At 54.3% G+C, this 26662-nt stretch carries 30 protein-coding genes and 1 pseudogene; 26 read left to right on the top strand and 5 right to left on the bottom strand.

Translation table 11 applies throughout. The features are described 5' to 3' along the window. The 9 genes from cysN to IAE27_RS14360 all read left to right on the top strand — a co-directional run bounded on the left by cysN (position 1) and on the right by IAE27_RS14360 (position 6487). Positions 1 to 1428, top strand: coding sequence for a sulfate adenylyltransferase subunit CysN (gene cysN, locus IAE27_RS14400; RefSeq protein WP_070555479.1), 1428 nt, complete (start codon positions 1 to 3; stop codon positions 1426 to 1428). Further along, complete coding sequence (cysC, locus tag IAE27_RS14395; protein WP_004114883.1) at positions 1428 to 2033, top strand: adenylyl-sulfate kinase; 606 nt, start codon at positions 1428 to 1430, stop codon at positions 2031 to 2033. Before cysN ends, cysC begins: the two co-directional genes overlap by 1 nt. Positions 2034 to 2086: 53 nt before the next feature. Beyond that, positions 2087 to 2413, top strand: a complete 327-nt coding sequence (locus IAE27_RS14390) for a DUF3561 family protein (RefSeq protein ID WP_004104978.1) — start codon at positions 2087 to 2089, stop codon at positions 2411 to 2413. Between the two features lie 139 nt (positions 2414 to 2552). Further along, positions 2553 to 2870 carry a cell division protein FtsB gene (ftsB, locus tag IAE27_RS14385; RefSeq protein ID WP_004104977.1) on the top strand — a complete coding sequence of 106 codons (318 nt, stop codon included), beginning with the start codon at positions 2553 to 2555 and terminating at the stop codon, positions 2868 to 2870. A gap of 19 nt (positions 2871 to 2889) precedes the next feature. Continuing rightward, positions 2890 to 3600 carry a 2-C-methyl-D-erythritol 4-phosphate cytidylyltransferase gene (gene ispD, locus IAE27_RS14380; protein ID WP_004114882.1) on the top strand — a complete coding sequence of 237 codons (711 nt, stop codon included), beginning with the start codon at positions 2890 to 2892 and terminating at the stop codon, positions 3598 to 3600. Continuing rightward, the gene (gene ispF, locus IAE27_RS14375; protein WP_004104972.1) at positions 3600 to 4079 is read left to right on the top strand and encodes a 2-C-methyl-D-erythritol 2,4-cyclodiphosphate synthase; all 480 of its coding nucleotides are present in this window, start codon (positions 3600 to 3602) and stop codon (positions 4077 to 4079) included. Before ispD ends, ispF begins: the two co-directional genes overlap by 1 nt. After that, complete coding sequence (gene truD, locus IAE27_RS14370; RefSeq protein ID WP_070555482.1) at positions 4076 to 5125, top strand: tRNA pseudouridine(13) synthase TruD; 1050 nt, start codon at positions 4076 to 4078, stop codon at positions 5123 to 5125. Before ispF ends, truD begins: the two co-directional genes overlap by 4 nt. Beyond that, positions 5106 to 5867, top strand: coding sequence for a 5'/3'-nucleotidase SurE (surE, locus tag IAE27_RS14365; protein ID WP_200092585.1), 762 nt, complete (start codon positions 5106 to 5108; stop codon positions 5865 to 5867). Before truD ends, surE begins: the two co-directional genes overlap by 20 nt. Next, on the top strand, positions 5861 to 6487 hold the full coding sequence (locus IAE27_RS14360) for a protein-L-isoaspartate(D-aspartate) O-methyltransferase (RefSeq protein WP_004104966.1): 627 nt from the start codon (positions 5861 to 5863) through the stop codon (positions 6485 to 6487). The genes surE and IAE27_RS14360 overlap by 7 nt, the downstream gene beginning before the upstream one ends. A gap of 99 nt (positions 6488 to 6586) precedes the next feature. Here the strand turns inward: IAE27_RS14360 and IAE27_RS29930 are convergent, their stop codons facing one another. Next, positions 6587 to 6721, bottom strand: coding sequence for a peptidase (locus tag IAE27_RS29930; protein WP_224226457.1), 135 nt, complete (start codon positions 6719 to 6721; stop codon positions 6587 to 6589). Here IAE27_RS29930 and nlpD point away from each other — a divergent pair. Both nlpD and rpoS read left to right on the top strand, forming a co-directional pair. Next, on the top strand, positions 6663 to 7727 hold the full coding sequence (nlpD, locus tag IAE27_RS14355; protein ID WP_230133338.1) for a murein hydrolase activator NlpD: 1065 nt from the start codon (positions 6663 to 6665) through the stop codon (positions 7725 to 7727). The two genes, IAE27_RS29930 and nlpD, sit on opposite strands and share 59 nt — an antisense overlap. Positions 7728 to 7883: 156 nt before the next feature. Beyond that, on the top strand, positions 7884 to 8876 hold the full coding sequence (gene rpoS, locus IAE27_RS14350) for an RNA polymerase sigma factor RpoS (RefSeq protein ID WP_004104962.1): 993 nt from the start codon (positions 7884 to 7886) through the stop codon (positions 8874 to 8876). A gap of 67 nt (positions 8877 to 8943) precedes the next feature. On the opposite strand, the gene IAE27_RS14345 is transcribed toward rpoS, so the two are convergent. Continuing rightward, positions 8944 to 9321 (bottom strand): DUF4440 domain-containing protein, encoded by a 378-nt coding sequence (locus tag IAE27_RS14345; RefSeq protein WP_135800251.1) that lies wholly within the window; start codon positions 9319 to 9321, stop codon positions 8944 to 8946. Further along, a pseudogene (locus tag IAE27_RS14340) lies at positions 9318 to 10531 on the bottom strand (MFS transporter). The gene IAE27_RS14345 and the pseudogene IAE27_RS14340 overlap by 4 nt, the downstream one beginning before the upstream one ends. 107 nt (positions 10532 to 10638) lie before the next feature. Here IAE27_RS14340 and IAE27_RS14335 point away from each other — a divergent pair. Continuing rightward, entirely contained in the window at positions 10639 to 11526 is an 888-nt protein-coding gene (locus IAE27_RS14335) for a LysR family transcriptional regulator (protein WP_135800279.1), read from the top strand. Here IAE27_RS14335 and IAE27_RS14330 read toward each other — a convergent pair. After that, positions 11523 to 11936 (bottom strand): MarR family winged helix-turn-helix transcriptional regulator, encoded by a 414-nt coding sequence (locus tag IAE27_RS14330; RefSeq protein WP_004104957.1) that lies wholly within the window; start codon positions 11934 to 11936, stop codon positions 11523 to 11525. The two genes, IAE27_RS14335 and IAE27_RS14330, sit on opposite strands and share 4 nt — an antisense overlap. Before the next feature lie 170 nt (positions 11937 to 12106). Here IAE27_RS14330 and IAE27_RS14325 point away from each other — a divergent pair, with 170 nt between their 5' ends. From IAE27_RS14325 to IAE27_RS14310, 4 genes are all read left to right on the top strand, one after another. After that, positions 12107 to 12700 (top strand): non-oxidative hydroxyarylic acid decarboxylases subunit B, encoded by a 594-nt coding sequence (locus IAE27_RS14325; RefSeq protein ID WP_004104955.1) that lies wholly within the window; start codon positions 12107 to 12109, stop codon positions 12698 to 12700. Continuing rightward, positions 12700 to 14127, top strand: coding sequence for a non-oxidative hydroxyarylic acid decarboxylases subunit C (locus IAE27_RS14320; protein WP_004114871.1), 1428 nt, complete (start codon positions 12700 to 12702; stop codon positions 14125 to 14127). The genes IAE27_RS14325 and IAE27_RS14320 overlap by 1 nt, the downstream gene beginning before the upstream one ends. 10 nt (positions 14128 to 14137) lie before the next feature. Next, entirely contained in the window at positions 14138 to 14374 is a 237-nt protein-coding gene (locus tag IAE27_RS14315) for a non-oxidative hydroxyarylic acid decarboxylases subunit D (RefSeq protein WP_004104951.1), read from the top strand. A gap of 339 nt (positions 14375 to 14713) precedes the next feature. Beyond that, a complete protein-coding gene (locus IAE27_RS14310) occupies positions 14714 to 14866 on the top strand; it encodes a Hok/Gef family protein (protein WP_009651623.1) in 153 nt (50 codons plus the stop codon). 120 nt (positions 14867 to 14986) lie between these two features. Here the strand turns inward: IAE27_RS14310 and mutS are convergent, their stop codons facing one another. Then, positions 14987 to 17548 carry a DNA mismatch repair protein MutS gene (mutS, locus tag IAE27_RS14305; RefSeq protein WP_200092583.1) on the bottom strand — a complete coding sequence of 854 codons (2562 nt, stop codon included), beginning with the start codon at positions 17546 to 17548 and terminating at the stop codon, positions 14987 to 14989. 620 nt (positions 17549 to 18168) lie between these two features. Here mutS and IAE27_RS14300 point away from each other — a divergent pair. The 10 genes from IAE27_RS14300 to IAE27_RS14255 all read left to right on the top strand — a co-directional run bounded on the left by IAE27_RS14300 (position 18169) and on the right by IAE27_RS14255 (position 26662). Further along, the gene (locus IAE27_RS14300) at positions 18169 to 18711 is read left to right on the top strand and encodes a fimbrial protein (protein ID WP_004104944.1); all 543 of its coding nucleotides are present in this window, start codon (positions 18169 to 18171) and stop codon (positions 18709 to 18711) included. Positions 18712 to 18790: 79 nt separating this feature from the next. Next, positions 18791 to 19345 carry a fimbrial protein gene (locus IAE27_RS14295; RefSeq protein ID WP_004104942.1) on the top strand — a complete coding sequence of 185 codons (555 nt, stop codon included), beginning with the start codon at positions 18791 to 18793 and terminating at the stop codon, positions 19343 to 19345. 75 nt (positions 19346 to 19420) lie between these two features. Beyond that, positions 19421 to 21889, top strand: coding sequence for a fimbria/pilus outer membrane usher protein (locus IAE27_RS14290; protein WP_004104940.1), 2469 nt, complete (start codon positions 19421 to 19423; stop codon positions 21887 to 21889). 25 nt (positions 21890 to 21914) lie between these two features. Further along, entirely contained in the window at positions 21915 to 22658 is a 744-nt protein-coding gene (locus tag IAE27_RS14285; RefSeq protein WP_004104938.1) for a molecular chaperone, read from the top strand. 18 nt (positions 22659 to 22676) lie between these two features. After that, complete coding sequence (locus IAE27_RS14280) at positions 22677 to 23306, top strand: fimbrial protein (protein WP_004104936.1); 630 nt, start codon at positions 22677 to 22679, stop codon at positions 23304 to 23306. Beyond that, positions 23306 to 24358 (top strand): fimbrial protein, encoded by a 1053-nt coding sequence (locus tag IAE27_RS14275; RefSeq protein ID WP_070555496.1) that lies wholly within the window; start codon positions 23306 to 23308, stop codon positions 24356 to 24358. The genes IAE27_RS14280 and IAE27_RS14275 overlap by 1 nt, the downstream gene beginning before the upstream one ends. 9 nt (positions 24359 to 24367) lie before the next feature. Beyond that, complete coding sequence (locus tag IAE27_RS14270; protein WP_070555499.1) at positions 24368 to 24916, top strand: fimbrial protein; 549 nt, start codon at positions 24368 to 24370, stop codon at positions 24914 to 24916. 22 nt (positions 24917 to 24938) lie between these two features. Continuing rightward, positions 24939 to 25610 (top strand): hypothetical protein, encoded by a 672-nt coding sequence (locus IAE27_RS14265; RefSeq protein WP_004104924.1) that lies wholly within the window; start codon positions 24939 to 24941, stop codon positions 25608 to 25610. Between the two features lie 103 nt (positions 25611 to 25713). Then, positions 25714 to 25923, top strand: a complete 210-nt coding sequence (locus tag IAE27_RS14260) for a DUF4762 family protein (protein WP_004104922.1) — start codon at positions 25714 to 25716, stop codon at positions 25921 to 25923. Positions 25924 to 25993: 70 nt separating this feature from the next. Continuing rightward, positions 25994 to 26662 (top strand): DsbA family protein, encoded by a 669-nt coding sequence (locus tag IAE27_RS14255; RefSeq protein WP_004104920.1) that lies wholly within the window; start codon positions 25994 to 25996, stop codon positions 26660 to 26662.

Raw genomic sequence — 26662 nt, 5'->3', positions numbered from 1 at the left:
ATGAACACTACGATTGCACAACAAATTGCTGATGAAGGCGGCGTAGAAGCCTATCTGCACGCCCAGCAGCACAAAAGCCTGCTGCGCTTTCTGACCTGCGGCAGCGTTGATGACGGTAAAAGCACGCTGATTGGTCGATTGCTGCACGATACCCGACAGATTTACGAAGATCAGCTCTCATCTCTGCATAATGACAGCAAACGTCACGGTACGCAGGGCGAAAAATTGGATCTGGCGCTGCTGGTGGATGGCCTGCAGGCCGAGCGCGAGCAGGGCATCACCATCGACGTCGCCTATCGCTATTTCTCTACCGAGAAGCGCAAGTTTATTATCGCCGATACGCCGGGGCACGAGCAGTACACCCGTAATATGGCGACCGGTGCATCAACCTGCGAACTGGCGATCCTGCTGATCGACGCCCGCAAAGGCGTGCTCGATCAAACCCGTCGTCACAGCTTTATTTCGACACTGCTGGGGATCAAACACCTGGTGGTGGCGGTGAACAAAATGGATCTCGTCGAGTTTAGCGAAGAGACTTTCAACACCATCCGCGAAGCGTATCTGACCTTTGCGGAGCAGCTGCCTGGCGATCTCGACATTCGCTTTGTTCCGCTTTCTGCCCTGGAAGGGGACAACGTCGCCAGCCAGAGTGAGAAAATGCCGTGGTACAGCGGTCCGACGCTGCTGGAAGTGCTGGAAACCGTTGAGATTCAGCGCGTGGTGGAAAGCCAGCCGTTGCGCTTCCCGGTACAGTACGTAAACCGCCCGAACCTCGACTTCCGCGGTTTTTCCGGGACGGTGGCCTCCGGTAGCGTGAGGGTAGGGCAGCGTCTTAAGGTGCTCCCGTCCGGAGTGGAATCCACCGTTGCGCGCATCGTCACCTTCGACGGCGATCTGCCAGAAGCGGCGGCCGGGGAAGCGATCACCCTCGTGCTGAAGGATGAAATTGATATCAGCCGTGGCGATCTGCTGGTCGATGCGGCGGTTTCTCTGCCCGCAGTACAAAGCGCCAGCATCGATGTGGTATGGATGGCGGAGCAGGCGCTGACCCCGGGCCAAAGCTACGACATTAAAATCGCCGGTAAGAAAACTCGCGCCCGCGTTGATAGCGTTCGCTACCAGGTGGATATCAACAACCTGACCCAGCGCGAAGTGGAAACGCTGCCCCTGAACGGCATCGGGCTGATCGATCTCACTTTTGACGAGCCGCTGGTGCTGGATAAATACCAGGATAACCCGGTTACCGGGGGCCTGATCTTTATCGACCGTTTGACCAACGTCACCGTTGGCGCAGGTATGGTTCATGAACCCCATGAACGGGTTCAGGTGAGCGCTTCACAGTACAGCGCGTTTGAGCTTGAGCTGAACCAGCTTATTCGCAAGCACTTCCCGCACTGGGACGCTCGCGACCTGCTGGGAGGCAAGTAATGGCCCGACATGACGAAAACGTCGTCTGGCATGACCATAAGGTAACACGTAAAGATCGAGAAGCGCTGCATGGGCATAAAGGCGCAGTGGTCTGGTTTACGGGACTTTCCGGTTCGGGAAAATCAACCATTGCCGGCGCGCTGGAAGAGGAGCTGCATCGGCTCGGCGTGAGCACCTGGTTACTGGATGGCGATAATGTGCGTCACGGCCTGTGCAGCGATCTTGGCTTCAGCGACGACGACCGCAAAGAAAACATTCGCCGCGTGGGGGAAGTGGCGAAGCTGATGGTCGATGCCGGGCTGGTTGTATTGACGGCGTTTATATCTCCGCATCGTGCAGAGCGACAAATGGTGCGCGAACGTATAGGGGAAGGGCGCTTTATCGAAGTGTTTGTCGATACGCCGTTAGCGATCTGCGAAGCGCGGGATCCGAAGGGCCTGTACAAGAAGGCGCGGGCCGGGGAATTGCGCAACTTTACCGGGATCGATTCAGTGTATGAATCCCCGAAGAGGGCAGAAATTCACCTCGACGGTGAACAATTGGTAACAAATTTGGTGCACCAACTATTAGACCTGCTACGACAGAGCGATATTATCAGATCCTGAAACGGCGGCGGCATCAGCGAATGATGCCGGTCGCCAGGTCAACAGGATTCGATATGCGCAATACCCAGAACCTCAGTATTATTCGTTCAGAACCGCCGCCGGCCGCCAGCGACGAGACCACGTGGTCTCTGTCGGGTGCGGCCGTGGGCTTTATTTCATGGCTGCTGGCGCTGGGTATTCCCTTCCTGATCTATGGCAGTAACACGCTATTTTTTCTCCTCTACACCTGGCCGTTCTTCCTGGCGCTGATGCCGGTTGCCGTTGTGGTTGGCATCGCGCTGCATTCGCTGCTGGACGGCAAACTTCAGTACAGCGTCTGCGCGACGATTCTGACCGTCGGGCTGATGTTCGGTCTGCTGTTCCTCTGGCTACTGGGGTAGTCTTTTCACGAATGAATCTGGCCTGGGTATCAACGGTAAAAATGTGGTACAGTCCCCGCGTTACGCGGCGTCGTCCGCGCGCCAGAGTAGAGAACTCGGGCGAGTTATGGGATGATGATGCCGTTTTTCAGGGGGCAGGATGGGTAAACTAACGCTGCTGTTATTGGCTTTGCTGGTCTGGCTACAGTACTCGCTGTGGTTCGGCAAAAATGGTCTGCATGACTATAGCCGGGTTAATGACGATGTCTCCGCGCAGCAGGCAACTAACGCTAAATTAAAAGCACGCAACGATCAGCTGTTCGCCGAAATTGACGATCTCAACGGCGGCCAGGAAGCTATCGAAGAGCGCGCGCGCAATGAACTCAGTATGACCCGCCCGGGCGAAACGTTTTATCGTCTGGTGCCGGATGCGTCGAAACGCAACCAGGCCGCGGGGCAACAGCAGAATAATCGATAAACAGGCCCAGGATTACAACATGGCAGCCACTTTTCCGGGCGTTTGCGCCGTGGTGCCGGCAGCCGGTTTTGGCCGCCGCATGCAAACGGAATGCCCGAAACAATATCTCTCTATCGGTAACAAAACGATTCTCGAACACGCGGTCGCCGCGCTGTTGGCAAACTCGCGTATACAGCGGGTGGTGATTGCCGTCAGCCCGGGAGACGAGCGCTTTAGCCAGCTGCCGTTGGCGAATCATCCTCAGATCACCGTTGTTGATGGCGGTACAGAACGTGCGGACTCCGTCCTTGCGGGCCTGAAGGCTCTTAGCGAGGCCGATTGGGTGCTGGTACACGATGCCGCGCGCCCCTGCCTGCACCAGGACGATCTCAGCCGCCTGCTTCAACTCTGTGAGACCAGCCGAACGGGCGGCATTCTGGCCGCTCCGGTTCGCGATACCATGAAACGAGCGGAGCCGGGCAGGGCGGCTATTGCCCATACCGTCGAACGCAACGATTTATGGCATGCGCTGACGCCACAATTTTTCCCTCGCGAACTGCTTGTTGATTGCCTGACGCGGGCGCTTAATGAAGGGGCGACCATCACCGATGAAGCCTCGGCGCTGGAGTACTGCGGCTTTCATCCTGAGCTGGTCGCCGGACGAGCTGATAATATTAAAGTGACGCGCCCGGAAGACCTGGCGCTGGCCGAATTTTACCTTACCCGTTCCCGACACCAGGAGAAGGCTTAATGCGAATTGGACACGGTTTTGACGTACACGCTTTTGGCGGTGAAGGCCCCATCATCATCGGCGGCGTGCGCGTACCTTATGAAAAAGGGCTGCTGGCGCATTCCGACGGCGACGTCGCGCTGCACGCGCTGACCGATGCGCTGTTGGGCGCGGCGGCACTGGGCGATATCGGCAAGCTGTTCCCGGATACCGACCCGGCCTTTAAGGGGGCCGATAGCCGCGAACTGCTGCGCGAAGCGTGGCGGCGCATCCAGGCAAAAGGCTTTACCCTTGGCAACGTTGACGTCACTATCATCGCCCAGGCGCCGAAAATGCTGCCGCATATTCCCCAGATGCGCATCTTTATTGCTGAAGACCTCGGCTGCCATATGGACGATGTAAACGTCAAAGCCACCACCACTGAAAAGCTGGGCTTTACCGGCCGTGGCGAAGGCATCGCCTGTGAAGCGGTGGCGCTGCTGCGTAAGGCGGAGAAATGATCGCTTTTGACGAACTCACTTATCTGCATGGAAAACCGCTGAGCCAGGGGCTGCTAAAAGCCAATCCGGAAGACTTTGTGGTGGTTGAGGATCTCGGCTTTGCGCCCGATGGCGAAGGCGAACATGTGCTGGTGCGTATTCTGAAAAACGGCTGCAATACCCGTTTTGTCGCTGACGCGTTGGCCAAATTCCTTAAAATTCATGCGCGCGAAGTGAGCTTTGCCGGGCAGAAAGACAAACATGCGGTGACTGAACAGTGGCTGTGCGCCCGAGTGCCGGGCAAAGAGATGCCCGACCTGAGCAAATTCCAGCTTGAAGGCTGTCAGGTACTAGAGTACGCGCGCCATAAGCGCAAGCTGCGCCTCGGGGCGCTGAAGGGGAACCAGTTTACGCTGGTGCTGCGCGAAATCAGCGATCGCGACGATGTCGAAACGCGTTTACAGGCGATTGCTGAGCATGGCGTACCCAACTATTTTGGCGCCCAGCGCTTCGGTATCGGCGGCAGTAACCTGCTGGGGGCGCTGCGCTGGGCCGAGAGCGGCGCGCCGGTGCGCGATCGCAATAAACGCAGTTTTTGGTTGTCGGCGGCCCGCAGCGCATTGTTTAATCAACAGGTTGGTATTAGATTAAAAAAACCGGAATTTAATCAGGTTGTTGATGGCGATGCGCTACAATTAGCGGGGCGCGGAAGCTGGTTCGTTGCGACTTCTGAAGAACTGACGGAGCTCCAGGCGCGGGTAAATAATCGCGAACTGATGATTACCGCTGCGCTTGTAGGCAGCGGCGACTGGGGCAGCCAGCGGGACGCGCTGGCCGCCGAACAGGCGTCCGTCGTTGAAGAGACGCAGCTACAGACGCTGCTGGTGCGTGAAAAAGTAGAGGCCGCCCGCCGGGCGATGCTGCTTTATCCCCAGCAGATGAGCTGGAACTGGTGGGATGACGTTACCGTTGAACTGCGTTTCTGGCTGCCCGCAGGCAGCTTCGCCACCAGCGTAGTAAGGGAGCTTATCAATACAACGGGTGACTATGCGAATATTGCTGAGTAACGATGACGGGATCCACGCGCCGGGCATTCAGACCCTGGCGAAGGCCTTACGGGAATTCGCTGAGGTTCAGATAGTTGCACCCGATCGTAACCGCAGTGGGGCGTCGAATTCCCTGACGCTGGAGTCTTCGCTACGCACTTTCACTTTCGACAACGGCGATATCGCCGTGCAGATGGGCACGCCGACGGACTGTGTCTACCTCGGCGTCAACGCCCTGATGCGGCCGCGTCCGGATATTGTGGTCTCCGGCATTAACGCCGGGCCCAACCTTGGCGACGACGTCATCTATTCCGGCACCGTTGCCGCCGCCATGGAAGGCCGTCATCTGGGCTTTCCGGCGCTGGCCGTTTCGCTAAACGGCTACCAACACTATGAGACCGCCGCTGCGGTCACCAGCTCGATTCTCCGGGCATTAAGCCGCGAACTGCTGCGTACCGGACGCATTCTCAATATCAACGTGCCAGATCTTCCGCTTGATCAGATAAAAGGTATACGCGTTACCCGCTGCGGCAGCCGCCATCCTTCCGATCAGGTCATTCCGCAGAAAGATCCGCGCGGCAATACGCTGTACTGGATCGGTCCTCCGGGGGAAAAGTACGACGCCGGTCCGGATACCGACTTTGCCGCGGTGGATGAAGGCTATGTCTCGGTCACGCCGCTCCATGTCGATTTAACCGCCCACAGCGCGCATGAGGTGGTTAGCGGCTGGCTCGATCGCGTTGGGGTTGATACACAATGGTAAGCAAACGTGTTGAAAGTCTTCTCAATCAGCTTCGCACTCAGGGCATTGTCGACGAGCGCGTGCTGGACGCTATCGCGCAGGTGCCGCGAGAAAAGTTTGTTGATGAAGCCTTTGAACATAAGGCGTGGGAAAACACGGCATTGCCGATTGGCCAGGGGCAAACTATTTCGCAGCCCTATATGGTGGCGAGGATGACCGAGCTTCTGACGCTTACGCCGGAGTCAAGGGTGCTGGAAATCGGCACCGGCTCTGGTTATCAGACGGCAATTCTGGCGCACCTCGTGCACCACGTTTGCTCGGTCGAGCGTATTAAGAGCCTGCAGTGGCACGCGCGCCGTCGTCTGAAACAACTTGATTTACATAATGTTTCAACCCGTCACGGAGATGGATGGCAGGGTTGGCAGGCACGCGCGCCGTTTGACGCGATTATCGTGACCGCAGCGCCGCCGGAAATCCCGGCCGCACTGCTGGCGCAATTAGACGATGGCGGCGTGCTGGTGCTGCCGGTAGGCGAAGAGCACCAGTTTTTAAAGCGCATCCGTCGACGCGGCAATGAGTTTGTCATTGATACCGTCGAGGCCGTGCGCTTTGTTCCCCTCGTTAAAGGGGAGCTGGCCTGAACCGGATTATTCCAGGTTTTTTTGCCTGCATTTAGGCATAGGGTGGACGCATTTTTCGTGTCCTGGCCGGGCACCGTCCGGTGAGCAAGATATTGGTAGTTAACATATTCCTGGGGGATAAATGAGCGCGGGAAGCCCAAAATTTACCTTAAGCCGCATTGCGGCTTTGTCACTGGTGTCACTCTGGCTGGCAGGCTGCAGCAGTTCCAACAATCCGCCTGCGCCGGTCAGCACGGCTGGCGGGGCTTCGTCTTCGGGCACCAATTCCGGGATGCTGATCACGCCTCCGACCAATACCGCGCCGCAGGCTCGTCCGGTACAAACTCAGCCGGTACAGACGCAGCCTGTGCAGATCCAGCCGATGGCTCAGGAGCCTGTGCAAACGGTAAACGGCAAAATCGTCTACAACCGTAAGTATGGGGATATTCCGAAAGGTAGCTATACCGGCGGCAGCACCTATACTGTTAAACGCGGCGACACGCTATTCTACATTGCGTGGGTTACCGGGAACGATTTCCGCGACCTGGCGCAGCGCAATAATATCCCGGCACCGTACGCTTTGAACGTCGGTCAGACGTTGCAGGTTGGCAATGCATCCGGCCAGCCGATTACCGGTGATAATCCTGTTGCCCAGGCGAGCGTGAAGGCCAGTAATGGTGGAATGTTGAGCGCAAATTCTGCACAAAAATCCACCGCGGTAGTTGCGTCACAACCAACTATTACGTATTCTGAATCTTCAGGTGAACAGAGTGCTAATAAGATGTTGCCGAACAACAAGCCCGCGACGACGACAACCGTCGCGCCAGTTACGGCTCCAGCTGTCAGCACCACCCAATCGACTGCAAGCAGTACGTCTACCAGTTCGCCGATCTCTTCATGGCGCTGGCCGACTGATGGCAAGGTTATCGAGAACTTTAGTGGGGCCGAAGGTGGCAATAAAGGTATTGATATTGCAGGCAGTAAAGGACAGGCTATTGTCGCGACCGCAGATGGGCGCGTCGTCTATGCCGGTAACGCACTGCGCGGTTACGGTAATCTTATTATCATCAAACATAACGATGATTACCTGAGCGCCTACGCCCATAACGATACGATGCTGGTAAAAGAGCAACAAGATATCAAGGCGGGGCAGAAGATCGCTACCATGGGTAGCACAGGTACTAGTTCGACACGATTGCATTTTGAAATTCGTTACAAGGGGAAATCCGTCAACCCGCTGCAGTATTTACCGCAGCGATAATTTGGCAAAGTACGGATAGCTCAGTATTGCTAAGAAAGGCGCCAGGGCGGCAACGATGTCTTCTTTAACGGGGCATAAAGGTTATCGTCCGGGCGTCCTTCGAGTGATATTTAGCCAAAGTGCTTTGCTCAGGGATCACGGGTAGGAGCCATCTTTATGAGTCAGAATACGCTGAAAGTTCATGATTTAAATGAAGACGCGGAATTTGATGAGAACGGAGTCGAGGTTTTTGACGAGAAAGCCTTAGTTGAAGAGGAACCCAGTGATAGCGATCTGGCTGAGGAAGAGCTTCTTTCGCAGGGAGCAACCCAACGGGTGCTTGATGCGACGCAGCTTTATCTCGGAGAGATTGGTTATTCCCCACTGCTGACTGCCGAAGAAGAGGTTTATTTTGCCCGTCGCGCGCTGCGTGGTGACGTTGCGTCACGCCGCCGGATGATCGAAAGTAACCTGCGTCTGGTTGTCAAGATTGCCCGCCGTTACGGCAATCGTGGTCTGGCTCTGCTGGACCTGATTGAAGAAGGTAACCTGGGGCTGATTCGCGCAGTTGAGAAGTTTGACCCGGAACGTGGGTTCCGTTTTTCAACTTACGCGACCTGGTGGATTCGCCAAACGATTGAACGGGCAATTATGAACCAAACCCGTACCATTCGTTTACCTATCCACATCGTCAAAGAGCTGAACGTCTATCTGCGTACTGCGCGCGAGTTGTCCCACAAGCTGGACCACGAGCCGAGCGCCGAAGAGATAGCCGAACAGCTGGATAAGCCAGTTGATGACGTAAGCCGCATGTTGCGTCTGAACGAGCGCATTACCTCAGTGGATACTCCGCTGGGTGGCGACTCGGAAAAAGCGCTGCTGGACATCCTGGCCGATGAAAAAGACAACGGCCCGGAAGACACCACGCAGGACGATGATATGAAACAAAGCATCGTCAAATGGCTGTTCGAACTGAACGCCAAGCAGCGTGAAGTGCTGGCTCGTCGCTTTGGCCTGCTGGGGTATGAAGCCGCGACGCTTGAGGATGTTGGCCGTGAAATTGGCCTGACCCGCGAACGCGTGCGTCAGATCCAGGTTGAAGGTCTCCGCCGTCTGCGGGAGATTCTGCAAAGCCAGGGGCTGAACATCGAAGCGCTGTTCCGCGAGTAAGACACCTTTCGTTAAAAAGGCTCAATCGTTTTTCGATTGGGCCTTTTTCTTTTTCAGCGTCTGCTCTCTATATCCGGGCCGTTTCGTGGAGATGCAGCCAGCTTATCTGCCCCTCCTGCTGGCGGAAAAGCGCCGTTGACCAGCGCGCTGTATCAGCTTTGCCGGGTAAAACGTGCGTTTCCCGATATATCACCGCGGCCCCATCGTGCCATTCGGCAAGCATCGCGGCGCTATCAATGACGATTTTTAAGCCGGGGCGGCTGGCGCGTGCCCCTTGAAAAAAAGCGCTGACCGCCTGCTGGTCCATGCGTGTCCCGTTAATCGGGATCATGGTAAATTCCGCGCTGAAGCGCTGCATTAACCCTTCGATGCTGCCAGTTCCCTGATTCAGCCAGGCTTCAATGGCCACATGGGCGGCAATGACTTCTTCAATATAGCGACTCATTTGTTCTCCGTTTTACCGTGCAGGCGCATGATTATCGCCCGGTTATTAAATGTAAGGCAGCGCAGCAGCGGCAGCAGCGTAAAAATAGCGGCGGCGATAAACACGCCACGCCAGGCCTGCGGTGCTGGCCAGTAAAGCAAAAATGCGCTCAATAACCCCGCCAGCAGCGCAGCGCCAATCAGGAAACTCAGTTGACGATTGAGATTCCACAGCGCGCTGGCGTCCGGCATATCGCAGTTAGCCACATTAAGAAACGCGCTGCTTTGGGCCGTACTGCTGCACAGACTGCCGCCTGCGCCCATTAAGACAATGCCGCGATCAGCGTGCTGCTGGCGGTTGGTGAATTAACGCTGGCCAGCGCGACGATCCCGGCGGCCTGAAGCAGGCAGCCGGCCGTAATCAGAGGGCGGGGGCCGAGACGATTAAAATAGCGACCGGTCGTGACGATCGCCACGAAAGAGGCCAGTGACCAGGGCAGCATCAGGGCGCCGATAGCGGAGGGTGACAACCCCGTTACGCTTTGCAAATAAAACATCCCGACGACGTTAATTCCGATAAACGTCCCCGGCACGCAGAGATACACCAGCATAGAAAAACGCAGCAGCGGGTCACGCAGTAAAGCGAGCGGTAATAAACCTCCCGCTCGCACAACGCTTCTCTCTTCTTTTAGCCACAACGCTGCCAGCGCTAACGTCAGAAGGGCTATCGGCAGGCTGGCAAGGAAGACCCAGCGCCAGCTAAGTAATTGCACCAGAAGACCTCCCAGCGCCGGGGAGCACGCCGGCGCCAGCAGCCCGACCAGCATCACCGCGGCAGAGAGCTTTGCCCGCTCGTGAGTCTTAAACTGCTGCCAGGTTAATGCCTGACCTATTGGAATCAACAGTCCACCGCCCATTCCCTGCAGGACGCGCCACAGAACCAGATTTAGCAATGAGTCGGCCATCCCTGTTGCCAGCGCGCCGATGCTAAACAGGCTGAGCGAAAGCAGAAACACCCGTCGGGCGCCAAACCGCTGGCTGAGCCTGGCGCTAAACGGCAGCACCAGGGTGAGTCCTGCAATATAGCCATTGCTGACCCACGCCAGTTCGCCTGGCGACGCGTGCAGCGTCCGGCTCATCGCCGGAAAAGCGACGCTGGCGATAAACATATTGATTAAGTCGAGAAAGAAACCCAGCAGAAAAAGGGTTGCGACCTTGTTGCGATACGTCATTGAATACTCTCCCCATGAAGGCCGCTACTGTAAACCTCAGCATCAGGGCGAATAAACGCGACATTCGGATATATACTGTCTGAAATTTTTTGACAATGAGCGATATGATGCTGAACCTGCAGCGGATGACCATGTTTGTGGCGGTGGTGGAAAGCGGCAGTTTTACCGCGGCGGCGGCGGCCCTCGGGCAAACCAAGGCCGTGGTCAGTTTTAACGTCAGGCAGCTGGAGAGCGAGCTGGGCGTTACGCTGCTGTTGCGATCGACCCGACGGCTTACGCTGACTGAAGCCGGGTCGCTGTTTTATCAGCGTGGCCTCGCGCTGCTGAAGGCAGCGGAAAATCTGCAGGACGACGTCCGGGGCAGCCATGTGGGATTGAGCGGCGAACTGCGGGTCGCGACCACGGCAGAATATGGTGCTCAGGTGATTGTTCCGGCGCTGGCGGCGTTCAGCCTGCCGCATCCAGCGCTCCGCGTGCGGCACGTTTCTTCTTCTCACCACGCGGATTTAATCTCAGATCGTGTTGATGTGGCGATTCGTCTCGGGACGCTGGCGGATTCACGTTACCGCGCAGCGCTGATCTCGCGCTTTGCCATCGTAGCGGTCGCCTCCCCGGCGTGGCTGGCGCAGCACCCGGTGAAGACGCTAGAGGATCTGGCCCATTCCGCGTGGATTATTCATGAACGTCTGACGACGCCGCTGCGCTGGCAGCTCAGCGGGCTGCAGGAACGGTGTATCCCCTTTGAAATTAAAAAGGCGCCACGGATATCGGCGGATAGCGCCAGCGCGCTGATGGCTTTTGCGCTGGCCGGGAGCGGCGTCGCGCTGCTCCCCGAATGGCTGGCGGCCGCTGCGCTGGCGGATAACGCCCTCGTGCGGATTATGCCGGAATTCCGCTTCCCGTCTCAGGGAGTGTATGCGGTTTATCCGGACGCGCAGCATGTTCCCGCCAGGGTTCGGGCGTTTATTGATTTTCTCCGCGAGCGTTTGGGTTAGCGCTCTTGCGCCATCAGCTTATGGATGAGTTGCGAAAACTGGCGGCGCTCTTCATCACTGAGACGGCCTAAAAACTCTTCATCAACGGCGTTACCCAGCGGCATAGAGCTTGCCAGAAGCGCTTCGCCTTCGGCGGTTAAATAGACAAACCGCCGGCGTTTGTCCGCCGGATCGTGTTCGCGACGAACCAACCCCCGGCTTTCCATACGGCTCAGCATTTCCGCCAGCGTCGCTTTGGTGCTGACCGCCGCTTCCGTTAACGTCACCTGTTCGATGCCGGGATGCTCGGCAATTGAACGCATTACCGCATACTGCGGTTTGGTCAGGTCCGGCAGTTCGTGCTGCCAGCGAGCGGTGTGCTGCTGAAAAAGCTGGCGCAACAGGTGGAACGCCTCGTTTCTTAACTCCATGACAACTCCGTAATCAAACCGTCGATTCTATGATAGCCGTTCGCACGGGGATTTAGCATTTTTCCTTTTTTGATTAAAAATGCGGCCGTATACGAACGAACTTGCATGGATAGCCCTACAAGAGTAGCTTTAATAAAAACGTTCGTATACGAACAAAGTATGAGGCGATGATGAAGCTAATTGTTGGGATGACCGGAGCGACAGGCGCTCCGTTGGGGGTTGCGCTGCTTAAAGCGCTGCGTGAGATGCCGGAAGTGGAAACGCATCTGGTGATGTCAAAGTGGGCCAAAACGACCATTGAGCTGGAAACGCCTTACAGCGCCCGTGAAGTCGCCGCACTGGCCGATTTCTCCCATAGCCCGGCGGATCAGGCCGCCGTCATCTCATCAGGTTCATTTCGCACCGACGGCATGATTGTTATTCCCTGCAGTATGAAAACGCTGGCGGGTATTCGTGCCGGTTATGCCGAGGGGCTGGTTGGCCGGGCCGCGGACGTGGTGCTGAAAGAGGGGCGTAAGCTGGTACTGGTACCGCGCGAAATGCCGTTAAGCACCATCCATCTGGAAAACATGCTGGCCCTGTCACGCATGGGGGTGGCAATGGTGCCGCCCATGCCCGCTTATTACAACCATCCTAAAACCATTGAGGACGTCACGGACCACGTTGTCACGCGAGTGCTGGATCAGTTCGGTCTGGAGTATCACAAAGCGCGCCGCTGGAGCGGGTTACGGGCGGTAGAGAATGTTTCACAGGAGAATGAATAATGGCTTTTGATGATTTGCGCAGCTTTTTGCAGGCGCTGGACGACCAGGGGCAACTGCTGAAAATTAGCGAAGAGGTTAACGCGGAACCGGATCTGGCCGCCGCGGCGAACGCCACCGGACGCATCGGCGATGGCGCGCCGGCGCTTTGGTTCGATAATATTCGCGGATTTACCGATGCTCGCGTAGCAATGAATACTATCGGTTCCTGGCAGAACCACGCTATCTCGCTGGGCTTGCCGCCGAATACGCCGGTGAAAAAGCAGATCGACGAGTTTATTCGCCGTTGGGATAAGTTTCCGGTAACGCCGGAGCGGCGGGCAAATCCGGCGTGGGCGGAAAATAGCGTCGACGGTGAAGACATTAATCTGTTTGATATTCTGCCCTTGTTCCGTCTTAACGACGGCGACGGTGGTTTTTATCTCGATAAAGCCTGCGTGGTTTCGCGCGATCCCCTCGACCCGGATAATTTTGGCAAGCAAAACGTCGGCATTTACCGTATGGAGGTGAAGGGTAAACGTAAGCTCGGCCTCCAGCCGGTGCCCATGCATGATATCGCCTTACATCTGCACAAAGCGGAAGAGCGCGGTGAAGATCTGCCGATCGCCATTACCCTGGGCAACGATCCGATTATTACTCTGATGGGCGCTACGCCATTGAAATACGATCAGTCGGAATATGAGATGGCGGGCGCGCTGCGGGAAAGCCCGTACCCTATCGCCACCGCGCCGCTGACCGGCTTTGACGTGCCGTGGGGCTCAGAGGTCATCCTCGAAGGGGTGATTGAGAGCCGCAAGCGTGAAATCGAAGGTCCGTTCGGTGAATTTACCGGCCACTATTCTGGCGGCCGTAATATGACGGTGGTGCGTATCGATAAGGTTTCATACCGTAGCAAGCCGATTTTCGAGTCGCTCTATCTTGGTATGCCGTGGACCGAAATTGACTACCTGATGGGCCCGGCCACCTGCGTGCCGCTGTATCAGCAACTGAAGGCCGAATTCCCCGAAGTGCAGGCGGTCAACGCAATGTACACCCACGGCCTGCTGGCGATTATCTCCACCAAAAAACGCTACGGCGGCTTTGCCCGCGCGGTTGGCCTGCGCGCGATGACCACCCCGCACGGCCTGGGCTACGTGAAGATGGTGATTATGGTTGATGAAGATGTGGATCCGTTCAACCTGCCGCAGGTGATGTGGGCGCTCTCTTCAAAGGTCAACCCGGCGGGGGACCTGGTGCAGTTGCCGAATATGTCGGTACTTGAGCTTGATCCCGGCTCCAGCCCGGCGGGAATTACCGACAAATTAATTATCGACGCCACCACGCCGGTTGCGCCGGATCTCCGCGGCCACTACAGCCAGCCGGTACAGGATCTTCCTGAAACCAAAGCCTGGGCTGAAAAACTGACCGCCATGCTGGCCAACCGTAAATAAGGAGGAAAAGATGATTTGTCCACGTTGCGCCGATGAACATATTGAAGTGCTGGCAAAATCGCCGGTAAAAGATGTCTGGACGGTATTTCAGTGCCAGCACTGTTTCTATACCTGGCGCGATACTGAACCGCTACGCCGCACCAGCCGCGAACATTATCCGGAAGCGTTTCGCATGACGCAGAAGGATATTGATGAATCGCCGATGGTACCGAGTATTCCGCCGCTGCTGGCGGAAGATAAACGATAAAATAAACGGGCCCGCTCAGTCGGGCCTTTTTTATTTGCTTGGTTAATCAATGCAAAATATTTATTAATTAATCTTTCAAATGTCAAAATGGTTGATAGAGCAGATACGTTTGCGAGCCTTCTTCCAGTTGATAATAAAATCAACGGGTTTGATAAATTACCGATAAGTTTCGCGGCCGGGGAAATATAGAATAGCGGCGGGTGCTTGAGGCTATCTGGCTTTGAGCATTGACAAGGATTCAGATAGACGAAAGCCCCAGGAGATATTTCTATCAACTGAGGCTGACGGATGAACCTGAACAATTCAGATGTTAGTCTCTTCTTTGCAGGGAGGCAAGACATGCTGACAAAATATGCCCTTGTGGCAATCGTCGTACTGTGTATTACGGTACTGGGATTTACGCTTTTGGTGCGCAGCTCGCTGTGCGAACTCAGTATTAAAGAGCGTAGTATGGAGTTTAAAGCTGTTCTCGCTTACGAATCGAAGAAGTAGCATCAGCGCGGGGGGAGACCCCGCGTATTGGTTGTCAGGATGCATCCTCTCGCACCCAGTTTGCATTTGTTAAAACGGCAGCACCGCAGAGTGCTGCCGTTTTTTCCCTTTAAAAGGGAACTACACCAGTCTTTTCAGACGATAGATCCACTCCAGCGCCTGGCGCGGAGTCAGCGAGTCCGGGTCAAGATTCTCCAGCGCTTCAACCGCGGGAGAGGTCTCTTCCGGAGCAGAAAGCAGCGACATCTGGGTACCGTCCACCTGCGTGGCGGCAGCGCTCGGCGCGATGCTCTCCAGTTCGCGCAGCTTCTGCCGCGCGCGTTTAATCACCTCTTTCGGCACACCGGCCAGCGCGGCAACCGCCAGGCCATAGCTCTTACTCGCCGCACCATCCTGCACGCTGTGCATAAAGGCAATGGTATCGCCGTGCTCCAGCGCATCAAGATGGACGTTGGCCACGCCTTCCATTTTCTCCGGCAGCTGGGTTAGCTCGAAGTAGTGGGTGGCAAACAGGGTCAAGGCCTTGATCTTATTCGCCAGATTTTCCGCGCAGGCCCACGCCAGCGACAGGCCATCGTAGGTCGAGGTGCCACGACCGATTTCATCCATCAGCACCAGACTATGCTCGGTGGCGTTATGCAGAATATTGGCGGTTTCGGTCATCTCTACCATAAAGGTTGAGCGGCCGCTGGCCAGGTCATCCGCCGCACCGACACGGGTGAAAATACGATCGATAGGGCCGATTTCGACTTTATCCGCCGGAACGTAGCTGCCGATATACGCCAGCAGGGCGATCAGCGCGGTCTGACGCATATAGGTACTTTTACCGCCCATATTCGGGCCGGTGATAATCAACATTCTCCGCTGCGGAGCGAGGTGCAGCGGGTTAGCGATAAAGGGCTCTTTCAGTACCTGCTCAACCACCGGATGGCGGCCTTCGCTAATACGAATGCCCGGTTTATCGCTGAAGGTCGGGCAGCAGTAGTTGAGGGTCTCGGCGCGCTCGGCAAGGTTCACCAGCACATCGAGCTCCGCCAGCGCGCTGGCGCTCTGCTGCAGGTCGCCAAGATGCGGTAGCAGTAATTCGAAAAGCTCATCGTACAGCTGCTTTTCCAGCGCCAGCGCTTTCCCCTTGGAGGTCAGAACCTTATCTTCATACTCCTTCAGCTCAGGAATAATATAGCGCTCGGCGTTCTTAAGGGTCTGGCGACGGACGTAATGGATCGGCGCATGCTGGCTCTGACCGCGGCTAATCTGGATGTAGTAGCCGTGAACGGCGTTGTAGCCGACCTTCAGCGTATCCAGCCCCAGACGCTCGCGCTCGCGAATTTCCAGCTTGTCGAGGTAATCGGTCGCGCCATCGGCCAGACCACGCCACTCATCCAGCTCCGCGTTGTAGCCGGGGGCGATAACGCCGCCGTCGCGAACCAGCACCGGCGGCGCATCGATAATCGCCCGTTCAAGCAGGTCGCGTAGTTCGTTAAACTCGCCCATTTTCTCGCGAAGCCGCTGTACCGGCGCGCAGTCGACGTCTGCCAGCATCGCACGCAGCGCAGGCAGCTGCTGGAATGCGTGACGCATGCGGGCTAAATCTCGTGGACGAGCGGTGCGCAGCGCCAGGCGAGCCAGTATACGTTCAAGGTCGCCAACCTGACGGAGTATCGGCTGCAGTTCAGTGTAATGCTCCTGCAGCGCGCCAATGGTCTGCTGGCGCTCTACCAGTACTGCGGTGTCGCGCGCCGGCATATGCAGCCAGCGCTTAAGCATACGGCTGCCCATCGGAGTGACGGTGCAGTCGAGTACCGAAGCCAGAGTATTATCAAAGCCGCCGGCCAGGTTCTGGGTTATCTCCAGGTTGCGGCGAGTAGCGGCATCCATAATGATGCTGTCCTGCTGGCGTTCCATGGTGATGGAACGGATGTGCGGCAATGACGTACGCTGGGTGTCTTTGACGTATTGCAGCAGGCAGCCGGCGGCACACAGGCCGCGCGGGGCGTTTTCAACGCCGAATCCGACCAGATCGCGCGTACCGAACTGGAGATTGAGCTGCTGGCGCGCGGTGTCGATTTCGAATTCCCACAGCGGACGACGGCGCAAGCCGCGGCGCCCCTCAATCAGCGAGGATTCGGCAAAGTCTTCCGCGTACAGCAGTTCGGCGGGGTTGGTGCGCTGGAGCTCCGCCGCCATTGTCTCGCGGTCAGCGGGTTCGCTCAGGCGAAAACGTCCTGAGCTAATATCGAGGGTGGCGTAGCCAAAACCTTTACTATCCTGCCAGATGGCGGCCAGCAGATTATCCTGACGTTCCTGCAGCAACGCTTCATCGCTGATAGTTCCGGGGGTCACAATGCGAACGACTTTGCGTTCAACCGGCCCTTTAGTGGTCGCCGGATCGCCAATCTGTTCACAAATGGCCACCGACTCCCCCTGATTAACCAGCTTGGCGAGATAGTTCTCCACCGCATGATGCGGGATCCCGGCCATCGGAATCGGTTCGCCTGCGGAAGCGCCGCGTTTGGTCAGCGAGATATCAAGCAGCTGCGATGCCCGTTTCGCATCGTCATAGAAGAGTTCGTAAAAATCACCCATCCGGTAAAACAGCAGGATCTCCGGATGCTGGGCTTTCAGCTTGAGATACTGCTGCATCATGGGCGTATGGGCGTCAAGATTCTCTAGTGTACTCATCAGTTTTGATGTCCATTTACTTAAGTTTTAATGAGTTAGCGGATTTTATTGTTTTCATGACGTCACGCTGCGGCTCATTGGTTCCCGTGAAATTGTGCTTTTCTTTTCATTGACTCATGAGCCGCATGATAACGGAGTCTTCTGGCCAGGAAAACAAGAAGCGGCAACGGCGTGGTGCGGAAAGATTCTCCGGTTGTGTCTACGTATGACCCGCAGAAAGAGCTGATAACTTCTTTGTTAAAAAATTGTGATCTATGTTAAAATTATTTTACGGTGAATTCACGGCATCTATAATTTATTAATTACCTGGCGTAATTTGTTTTTAGGATATATCTCAGTGTTCTGCGAGTTAAATTTCTGACGCGGGATTGTTCGCGAGGTTAAATCTTTTTTTAATTCCCTGCTAAATGTATTTCTTTTTACCCCAAAAATGATTTGTTAGTATTTTTGCCGACCAGGGGATCTGGATTTAATTAAATTATTAATATTAATTAATAGTCTAATTATTGAAACGGATTTTTCGGTGATGCGGAGGGCTGCAGATTGTTGTGAGAATATACCGCAGCAATTTTATAGCTCCTTACTCTTTAGGATAAAAATTTATAACGCAGGAATTTTCTATGAAACTGAATAAAGTTGCTATGGCTGTGGCATTAACTGCTGCTCTCGGCTCTATGTCTGCTCTGGCTGCTGATACAACCAACGGGGTTATCGAGCTTCAGGGTGAACTGGTGAACACTGCTTGTGGTTTGGCCCCGTCGTCCAGCCCGGTAACCGTTGATTTTGGTCAGGTTCCAGTTTCCCTGCTGCAGGGCGGTGGTCAGGCAACTGAAGCTAAAAGCATCGAACTGCAGTACTGCGACACCACCATCGCTAGCAGCGCCGTTGTTTCCTACACCCCGACTTCGGTTAACCCGAACGATCCTACTCTGGCTGCATTCACTTCTGGTACCGCATCCGGCGCGGGTATCGGCCTGAAAGACAGCGCTAGCCAGACTGTGACCTGGGGCGCGCAGACGACTCCGGTCACTCTGGTTGATGGCACCAACACCATTCCTTTCGTGGCCTTCCTGAAAGCGGAAGCTGCTGCGAGCGGTTCTACCACTACCGTTACCGCGGGTGCATTCCAGTCAACGATCAACTTCACTATCGATTATCAATAATCGATTTTGAATTATCGCTCGCGGGGAGACTTCTCCCCGCGATATTGGAATGGGTGCCAGATAATATGGAATTCTGAGTATGGTTAAGGATACAGAGAAAAAGAGACTGATGGCGTTATTCGTATCGGTATTACTCTTCTCCGGACATGCTTTGAGTACTAATTTTACGCCCGGACAGTTGGCGCTTTCGGGGGAGCTGGTTGCTGCCGCCTGCGATATCGATCCCAACTCGCGGGAACTGTGGGTGGATTTCGGTAATATCTCGGCTCGCGATATTAATATGGACCAGGAAGGTAAGCTGATCCGACCTTTTTTGGTGCGCTTAGTCGGCTGCGCCTCTTTCGGTAGCGAAAATCCATCAACGCCCGGTGCCTATGCCACCATCACCTTTACCGGAAATGCTTCGTCGCAAGACCCGACGGTATTAATTCCGGATGGCGAGGGAAAAGGCTTTGGGATACAGATTCGCGATCGCCACGGGGAGATTTTAACTTTTGGAGAACCCTCTTCCGGGTATCTTCTGAGTGATGAGAATAATACGCTGAAATTTACCGCTTCGTTGGTTCCGGTTCAGCAACATATTAAGGCTGGAGATTTTTACGCCGTCACTCGTTTCTTTATGGATTACAACTAGAAATAAGCCAGCTATTGCTGTTGTAGCTTGTTTGTCGCGCACGATATTTTACTGAATGATTCGGGATGAATAGTCATGTCAGCAGAACTAAAAATAAAAATAATCCTCTCTCAGATCCTTTTTTTCTGCTGTGCTTCTGTGGCTTGCGCCTCTACTGATGTGGAATTCAACACCGACGTCTTGGATGCCGCCGACCGCGACAATATCGATTTAACGCGTTTCGCCACCGACAACTATGTGCCACCGGGCGAGTACTTATTAGACATTAAAATAAATGGTCAGGCTGTAGGGCAGCAAAAGGTTCGCTATCTGGCTTCCAAAGACGAGAAGCATACTCAGGCCTGCATTAACGGCGAAATTCTTGCAAGATTGGCATTAAAAGAAGAAGCCCAGCAGAAGGTCGCGCAGCCGTTTGCCGATTGTTATGACCTCCTCAGCCTTCCGGGCGCCACGCTCAGTAACTACGCCGGGGTGCTGGATATCACCATTCCGCAAGCGTGGATGAAATATAACGATCCAAACTGGACGCCGCCTGAGCGCTGGGACCAGGGGATCGGCGGATTTTTGCTCGACTATAGCCTCACCGGCCAATATACCCGCCAGCTTGATATGCACAAGGATTACAGCACCCTGAGCGGATATGGCCAGACAGGCTTCAACCTCGGCGGCTGGCGCGTACGCGGCGAATATCAGACCAGTTACTACAGCGCGACGCATCAATTTGATTTCGATATGAATCAGTTCTACGCCTATCGTCCGCTGCCGATGATGGCGGCAAAACTGACGGCAGGGGAGATCTATCTTGATTCGCAGGTTTTCGACACCGTTCGTTTTACCGGGCTGAATCTCGCCAGCGATGAGCGTCAACTGCCGCCAAACCTGCAGGGCTACGCGCCGGAAATCCGCGGTCTGGCAAAGACCAACGCTAAGGTGACGGTGAAGCAGAGCGGACGCATCATTTATGAAACGACGGTGCCTGCCGGGCCGTTTAATATTCAGGATTTACGGAGCTCGGTGCGCGGTACGCTGGATGTTCAGGTGGAAGAGCAGGACGGCTCCATTTCCACATTCCAGGTTAACACTGCCAATATTCCTTATCTTACGCGTCCAGGCTACGTGCGCTACAACGTAGCTATCGGCGCGCCGTCCCGCTATAGCCATAAAATTCAGGGGCCAGGTTTCGCTTCCGGTGATTTCTCCTGGGGGATCACCAATGCCTGGTCGCTCTACGGCGGGTTGCAGAGCGCAGGGGCCGAATATACCGCGGTTTCCGCCGGTATCGGTCGCGATCTCAGCGTCTTCGGCGCGCTCTCGCTGGATGCCACGGAATCTTACAGTCAGCAGTCGAACCAAAAGCGACTGAAAGGAACCTCGTTTAAGCTGAGCTATGCGAAAACCTTCGACGAATATAACAGTTCAATTACCTTCGCCGGATATCGCTTCTCGCAGGAGGACTTCCGTTCTTTCTCGCAGTATCTCAACGAGCGTTATGAGGGGTACGACAGCCTTGGCCGTGAAAAAGAAGTTTATACCATCACCGGTAATAAAACTTTCTGGGCCGATGAGCCAGGTAAGGCGACAACCGTCTTTCTGACCTATACCCACCAGAATTACTGGAACAGAAGCAGCCAGGATCGCTACGGCATTTCGTTAGGACGCTCGTTTAACGTCGGTAATATTCGAGGGATCACCACCAATATTTCGGCCTATCGTTCTGATTATGAAGGTCGGAAGGACGACTCTATTGCTCTCTCACTTTCTATTCCGGTTGGTGATAGCAAATGGAGCGGCCTGGACGTGCAGACCAATAACGGTAAAACCAGCCCGATGCTCTCGTATACCGATAGCAGCGACTATAACAACCTGTGGCGGTTGCGTGCGGGAGCGAGCCAGAGCGGTTATGCCAACGTCGATGGCTATTATCAGCGCCGCTCGCAGTATGCCGAAATCAACAGTAACGCCAGTTATCAGCAGGATAACTATCTCTCTCTGAGCAGCACGCTGCGCGGCGGATTCACCGCCACCCGACACGGCGCGGCGCTCCACAACAGCGGTGCGACGCTCAATACGGCCCGCGTTATGGTGAATACCAACGGTATCGGCGACGTTCCGCTTAATGACGGTAAATCAAGAACCAATAATTTCGGCATCGCCGTTATTCCGGACATCGTGAGCTACAACAGCTTTGACACCCGAGTCGACGTGGATGCGATGTCGGAATCCATCGAACCAGCAAAAGCTATCAGCACCGCCACGCTGACCGAAGGCGCCATTGGCTATCAGACCTTTGGCATGGCGAAGGGCGAAAAAATGATGGGCATTATTCGGCTGGCTGATGGCACCTATCCGCCGTTCGGCGCTGAGGTGATTAACGACGATGGCGTAAGCGTATCCATGATTATGGAAGGCGGGCAGGGATGGCTGGCAGGGGTTAATCCTCAGGAGCTGCTAAGCGTCGTTTGGGGCGGGAAGAAGCAGTGTCAGATCGCTATCCCGCCCACCATAGAGCGTCGTGCGACAGCCGCGCTATTGCCGTGTAAATGACAGTGACAGTAATAAAAGGTCAAAAATGAGCATAACAAGCAACAAACTCTGCTGGATGGGCGCTCTGATGCTGGCGGCGGTAAGCGGTACCGCTCAGGCAGGCGTTTCGCTGGACCGCACTCGCCTGATTATCACCGGTAAAGACAGCTCGGCGAGCGCCAATTTAACCAACACCAGTCCGGATATTCCGTTTCTGGCGCAATCCTGGGTCGAGGACAGCAAGGGCAACAAGATTACCTCTCCGCTGGTGGTGCTACCGCCTTTACAGCGTATCAACGGCGGACAAAAAGGGGTGGCGCGGGTCACCAAAACGGATGGCATTAACCAATTACCGCAGGATCGCGAAAGCCTGTTTTATTTAAGCGTGCGCGAAATTCCGCCCAAGCCGGATAAAGCTAATGTCCTGCAGTTAGCCATGCAGTCGCGGATTAAATTATTTTTCCGCCCGACCGCCATTATTCCCAAAAGCAAAAGCGAGATATGGCAGGACCAGGTCGTCTTCCAAAAGAGCGGAAATAAGATGACCGCGCAAAATCCGACGCCTTATTACATCACCATCATTGGCTTATCCCGCGTGAAGGGTGAAAAAATCACCAAATTCCCGGGGATCATGGTTGCGCCGAAGTCCAGCCTGGAATTCAGCGTCACCGATGGCGGCGTGCGAGAGTTTGCCATGATGTATGTGAATGACTATGGCGGCCATCCTGAACTGAAATATCGCTGTGAAGGAAATACCTGTAAAGCTCTGCCGCCATCGCAGCAAGGGTAATTAAAGAGGAACCTGATGATGAAAACGCGTTTATCGCTTTTAGCACTGTTTGTATTCGGTATCAGTATGCCCGCGTTGGCCGAGGCTGATATTCCGCTACAGCCGCAGCACTATAACCGGGATCATCAGGGGGAAGATGGCGGTAACGTCATATTCAACGGCTCCGTCTATGCCTCACCTTGCGTGCTGGCGCCGCAGAGCCGTCTGCAGATAATTGAGATGGGTGAAATTAGCGCCCGTCGTTTTCATCAGGCGGGCGACCGCAGCCAGCCGGTGCTGGTTCGCGTCGAGCTCAGGGATTGTCTGAAGGGCGCATCGCAGGCGCGGGACAGCATCGCATCAAGAACGACGGGCAATAGCAAGCACCTCTACACCACCGGCGAGCAGGCGGTACAGCTGACCTTTATCGGCGAGTCCGATGAGCACAATCGCCAGCTGCTGCGCCTGACCGGCAGTATTTCTGGTGCCGGTATTCGCCTGCTGGATATCAAAGAGCGGGCGCTGGATATTAACCAAACGCAGCCGCCGTTTATTGTGAAAACCGGCGACAGTAGCCTGACGTTTATTGCCGTGCTGGAGTCGACCGCGCGTAACGTGACCGCGGGTAATTTTAGCGGACTGCTGCGTTTAAAAATGGAGTATCTCTGATGGCGAAGCGGGTTATCGGGCGGAAATCTTGCGTCACTATTTTACTCTGCGGCGGTTTATTTTCCCTGAACGTCGGTGCGGCGGTTGAAGGGGAAATTACCCCGGTCGGCGGGCCTAAAATGTATAATATTGACGTGGCCAATCAGGATATTACCAATAATAGCCCCGGAGCAACCATTCCTTATGTCTTTTCCCTGGGTGGACAATATTCTGGGGTTGCCAGCTGTACGATTCCGATGGAAGATCAAGCTATTTATTACTCGGCTACCGCATCAATACTGCAGCAGGGAAGCTCACCTGGGTATTTAAAGCTTAATGATTATATGGATGTAAAAATAGAGATTTATATTCGCGGTCAACGGATGGATTATTTTGCTGTTCCTTTTAATAATGAAACGAACGGAGCGTATCAGAACAAATGCGTTCCGCCCACGACCCAGTTTAATAACTTTGAGTCCGGCGCTCAGGGGCGGGTAACGTTTATGATTACCAAGCCGATTGTCAACGGCGTGAACCTGCTGGGTACAGAAATCGCTAAGCTTTATGGGCGTCTGGGGAATTACAGCGCAGGGATGGGCACTACGCCAATGTCGATTATCTCAATTAATTCCGGGGTGATTACCGTCCCGGATAAATGTGTTGTCAATTCGGGCTCACCGATCACCGTTGATTTCAATACTATCCCCAGCGCGGGTTCCCTGCTTAATGGCAACAACTACAGCCAGTCTGTGCCAATCCAGGTGAAATGCGAAGGGGGAAGCTTTGCAACCGGTAATCTGAATATTCGCCTGGGGATCCAGCAGGCCAATACCGCCAGCTTTAATAGTGATTATTTAGGCACGACTGGCGCCGTCGATCGCTCAAATCTTGGCATTATCCTCAAGGATTCGGGCGGCAATTTAGTTGCGGCGAATAGGTTTTATGACGTCCCGGGTTTTACCAATAACCAGGGAACCTGGAATCTGACGGCCGCGCCGATTGCGAATGCCGGGACCAACGTTCTCGAAGGGGATTTCCAGGCATCGGCCACCGTGGTCGCTGAGTTTCAGTAAGGGGACAGCATGCGTCAATTTATCGCATCAATGGTACTCATAGGTTCGCTATCGGCGGCCACCCCGGCACAGGCTATCGGGGAGCTGATCGGCGGCGATTTAAACTTCAAGGGAACCGTCGTTGCCCATGGTTGCAGTATCGTTCCCTCGTCAAAAAATATCGCCGTAGATTTTGGCGAAATTTCCACCCGTACGCTCTATGCGGAGAGAAAATCCCAACCTAAAGCTTTTGTGATTGAGCTTAAGGATTGCAGTACTGATGTGTTTAATTCCGTTACCGTAACTTTTAGCGGAACGGAAAATGCCAATATAAGCGACCGTCTGGCGATAACGCCGATAGCGCCTAACTCCGCCAGCGGTATTGGCATTGGTTTTGAAGAGAATGATGGTACGGCGATTTCACTAAATACGCCAACGACCGCGGTTGCCATTTCCAATGCCACCATGCAGTTAAATTTTAAAGCTTTTGTGGAAGGGGAACCGGATGCCTTGAGTAACAAAACTTTGCAAACCGGGGCCTTCCAGGCAACTGCGAATTACACCATAAATTACCAGTAGATTAGATCAAGGATGATTAACTATGAGCCGTCATTTCTTTCTCTACGATAAAAACATCTTTTTCGCGGAAGGCGTGCGTTCGGTGGTGGCCGATCTGGCCGCGCATGAAGACGACTGCGCTTTCTCCAGGCTTGACCAATTCTCACAATTGATCAACACCCTGCGTCAGCCAAAGCAAAAAGATGAACTGCGCTGGATCCTCTGCGATGTCGACAGTTTGCCGGATGAGCGTTTTAATGCGCTCTACACCATTAAAGAGTATTACTGCCGGGAAAATCAGCAGCTGGTAATTTTATTGGGAGAAAATAATATCTCTCTGTTTTTTGCGTTGCATTCTTTGCTGCCGGAAGCGAGCTGGCTATTAAAGAATGAATCGCTGGATAATTTTTTTAAATTTATCGAAAGCGCTGATGCCATGGTGGCGAAGAAAATTTTCTTCAGTCGATCCTTAATTAATTATACTCGACAGAAATGGCTCGCCAGGGATTTTAACAACAGCATCTCCAGCGATGACTGGTGGTTAATGGAAGAAATATTCAAAGGGAAAACGCTGTCGCAAATTTCCTCTGAGCAAAAAATTGATGTTCGTCGGTTGAGCCGCTGTAAACGCGGGTTGATGAAAAAATTAAACGTAAAAAATAACGTGGAATTGTTTAATATTTTCAAATGCATCGTGGCTACCCCCTGCGTTTAATAACGTACCAGCGATGACATCGCAAGAATTACTGGCAGGTATTTAAGCCAGTAGGTAAGTGTAAGAAAATACATTTCAATATAAATAGTTAAGGATCTAACAAATGAAAAAATTAAGCATGATTGAAGCATCAACAATTATTGGCGGGACCTGCAAAGAAACTTGCACCAGCTCTTACGAGACAGTGGTTGTTGGCGGTATCTCTACCTGTAAACAAGTGACTACCTGTACGGATAAGCACGGTAACTCAACCGTGACCTCCAAAGATGCGCCTGACGGTATGTGTGTTGTACCGAATAGCATCCGTCAGTAATTTCTGATGTGGTACATGGAGGGGGAACCCTCCATGTATTTCTCCGCCGTATTCGCGAGCCTGGTATCAAATGAAGATAAAACCTATTACCGCTGTTGGCTATACATTTCTGGTGGCGTTAATTTCGTCGCTAATTACCGTGCTGTGCTATCACATTTTTGTTTTCAACACGTTTTCGCTGGATAGCAGTCAGCCTTCGGCCCTGCGAGAAATTGATAGCGCCACCGTTGCCAGTAGCCCAATCAAGAATGAGAAAAGCATCATTGAAGTGATGTCCTACGGCTGTCACTACTGCGCGTCGAACGAAGAAGAGATCGAAAAATTCGCCGCCACGTTACCGGCGGATAGCGCCTTTGATGTTATCCATATTACGGCCGAAAGAAACGGCCTGGCCATTTATGCGCCGGTTTTCGCCACGCTGGAGGTGATGGGCCTTGAGCGCCAGATGCGCGATCGGGCTTTTAACGCCGTGCTGACCCGCGGTATTAATTTAGCGGATGATGACGCGCTTAACGGCTGGCTGAAAAAAAATGATATCGATGTCGAGAAATACCATCAGATACGCCAAAGTCAGGCCGTTGCCGAGCGCCTGGAATATATGGCGAAAATTACCGAACTCTACGACATTAACGCGACGCCGTTGTTTATTGTTAATAAAAAATACGTGGTTGCGAAGGATCGCCAGTTCCCTGAATTTGCCGACTATATGCGCCAGCTGTTAACGCAGGACAAGGAGTAA

Source organism: Klebsiella sp. S69 (assembly GCF_016516145.1).
GTDB lineage: Bacteria > Pseudomonadota > Gammaproteobacteria > Enterobacterales > Enterobacteriaceae > Klebsiella > Klebsiella oxytoca.
Note: the sequence above shows the minus strand (reverse complement) of the source record. Positions and strands in the feature narration are given on the sequence as shown.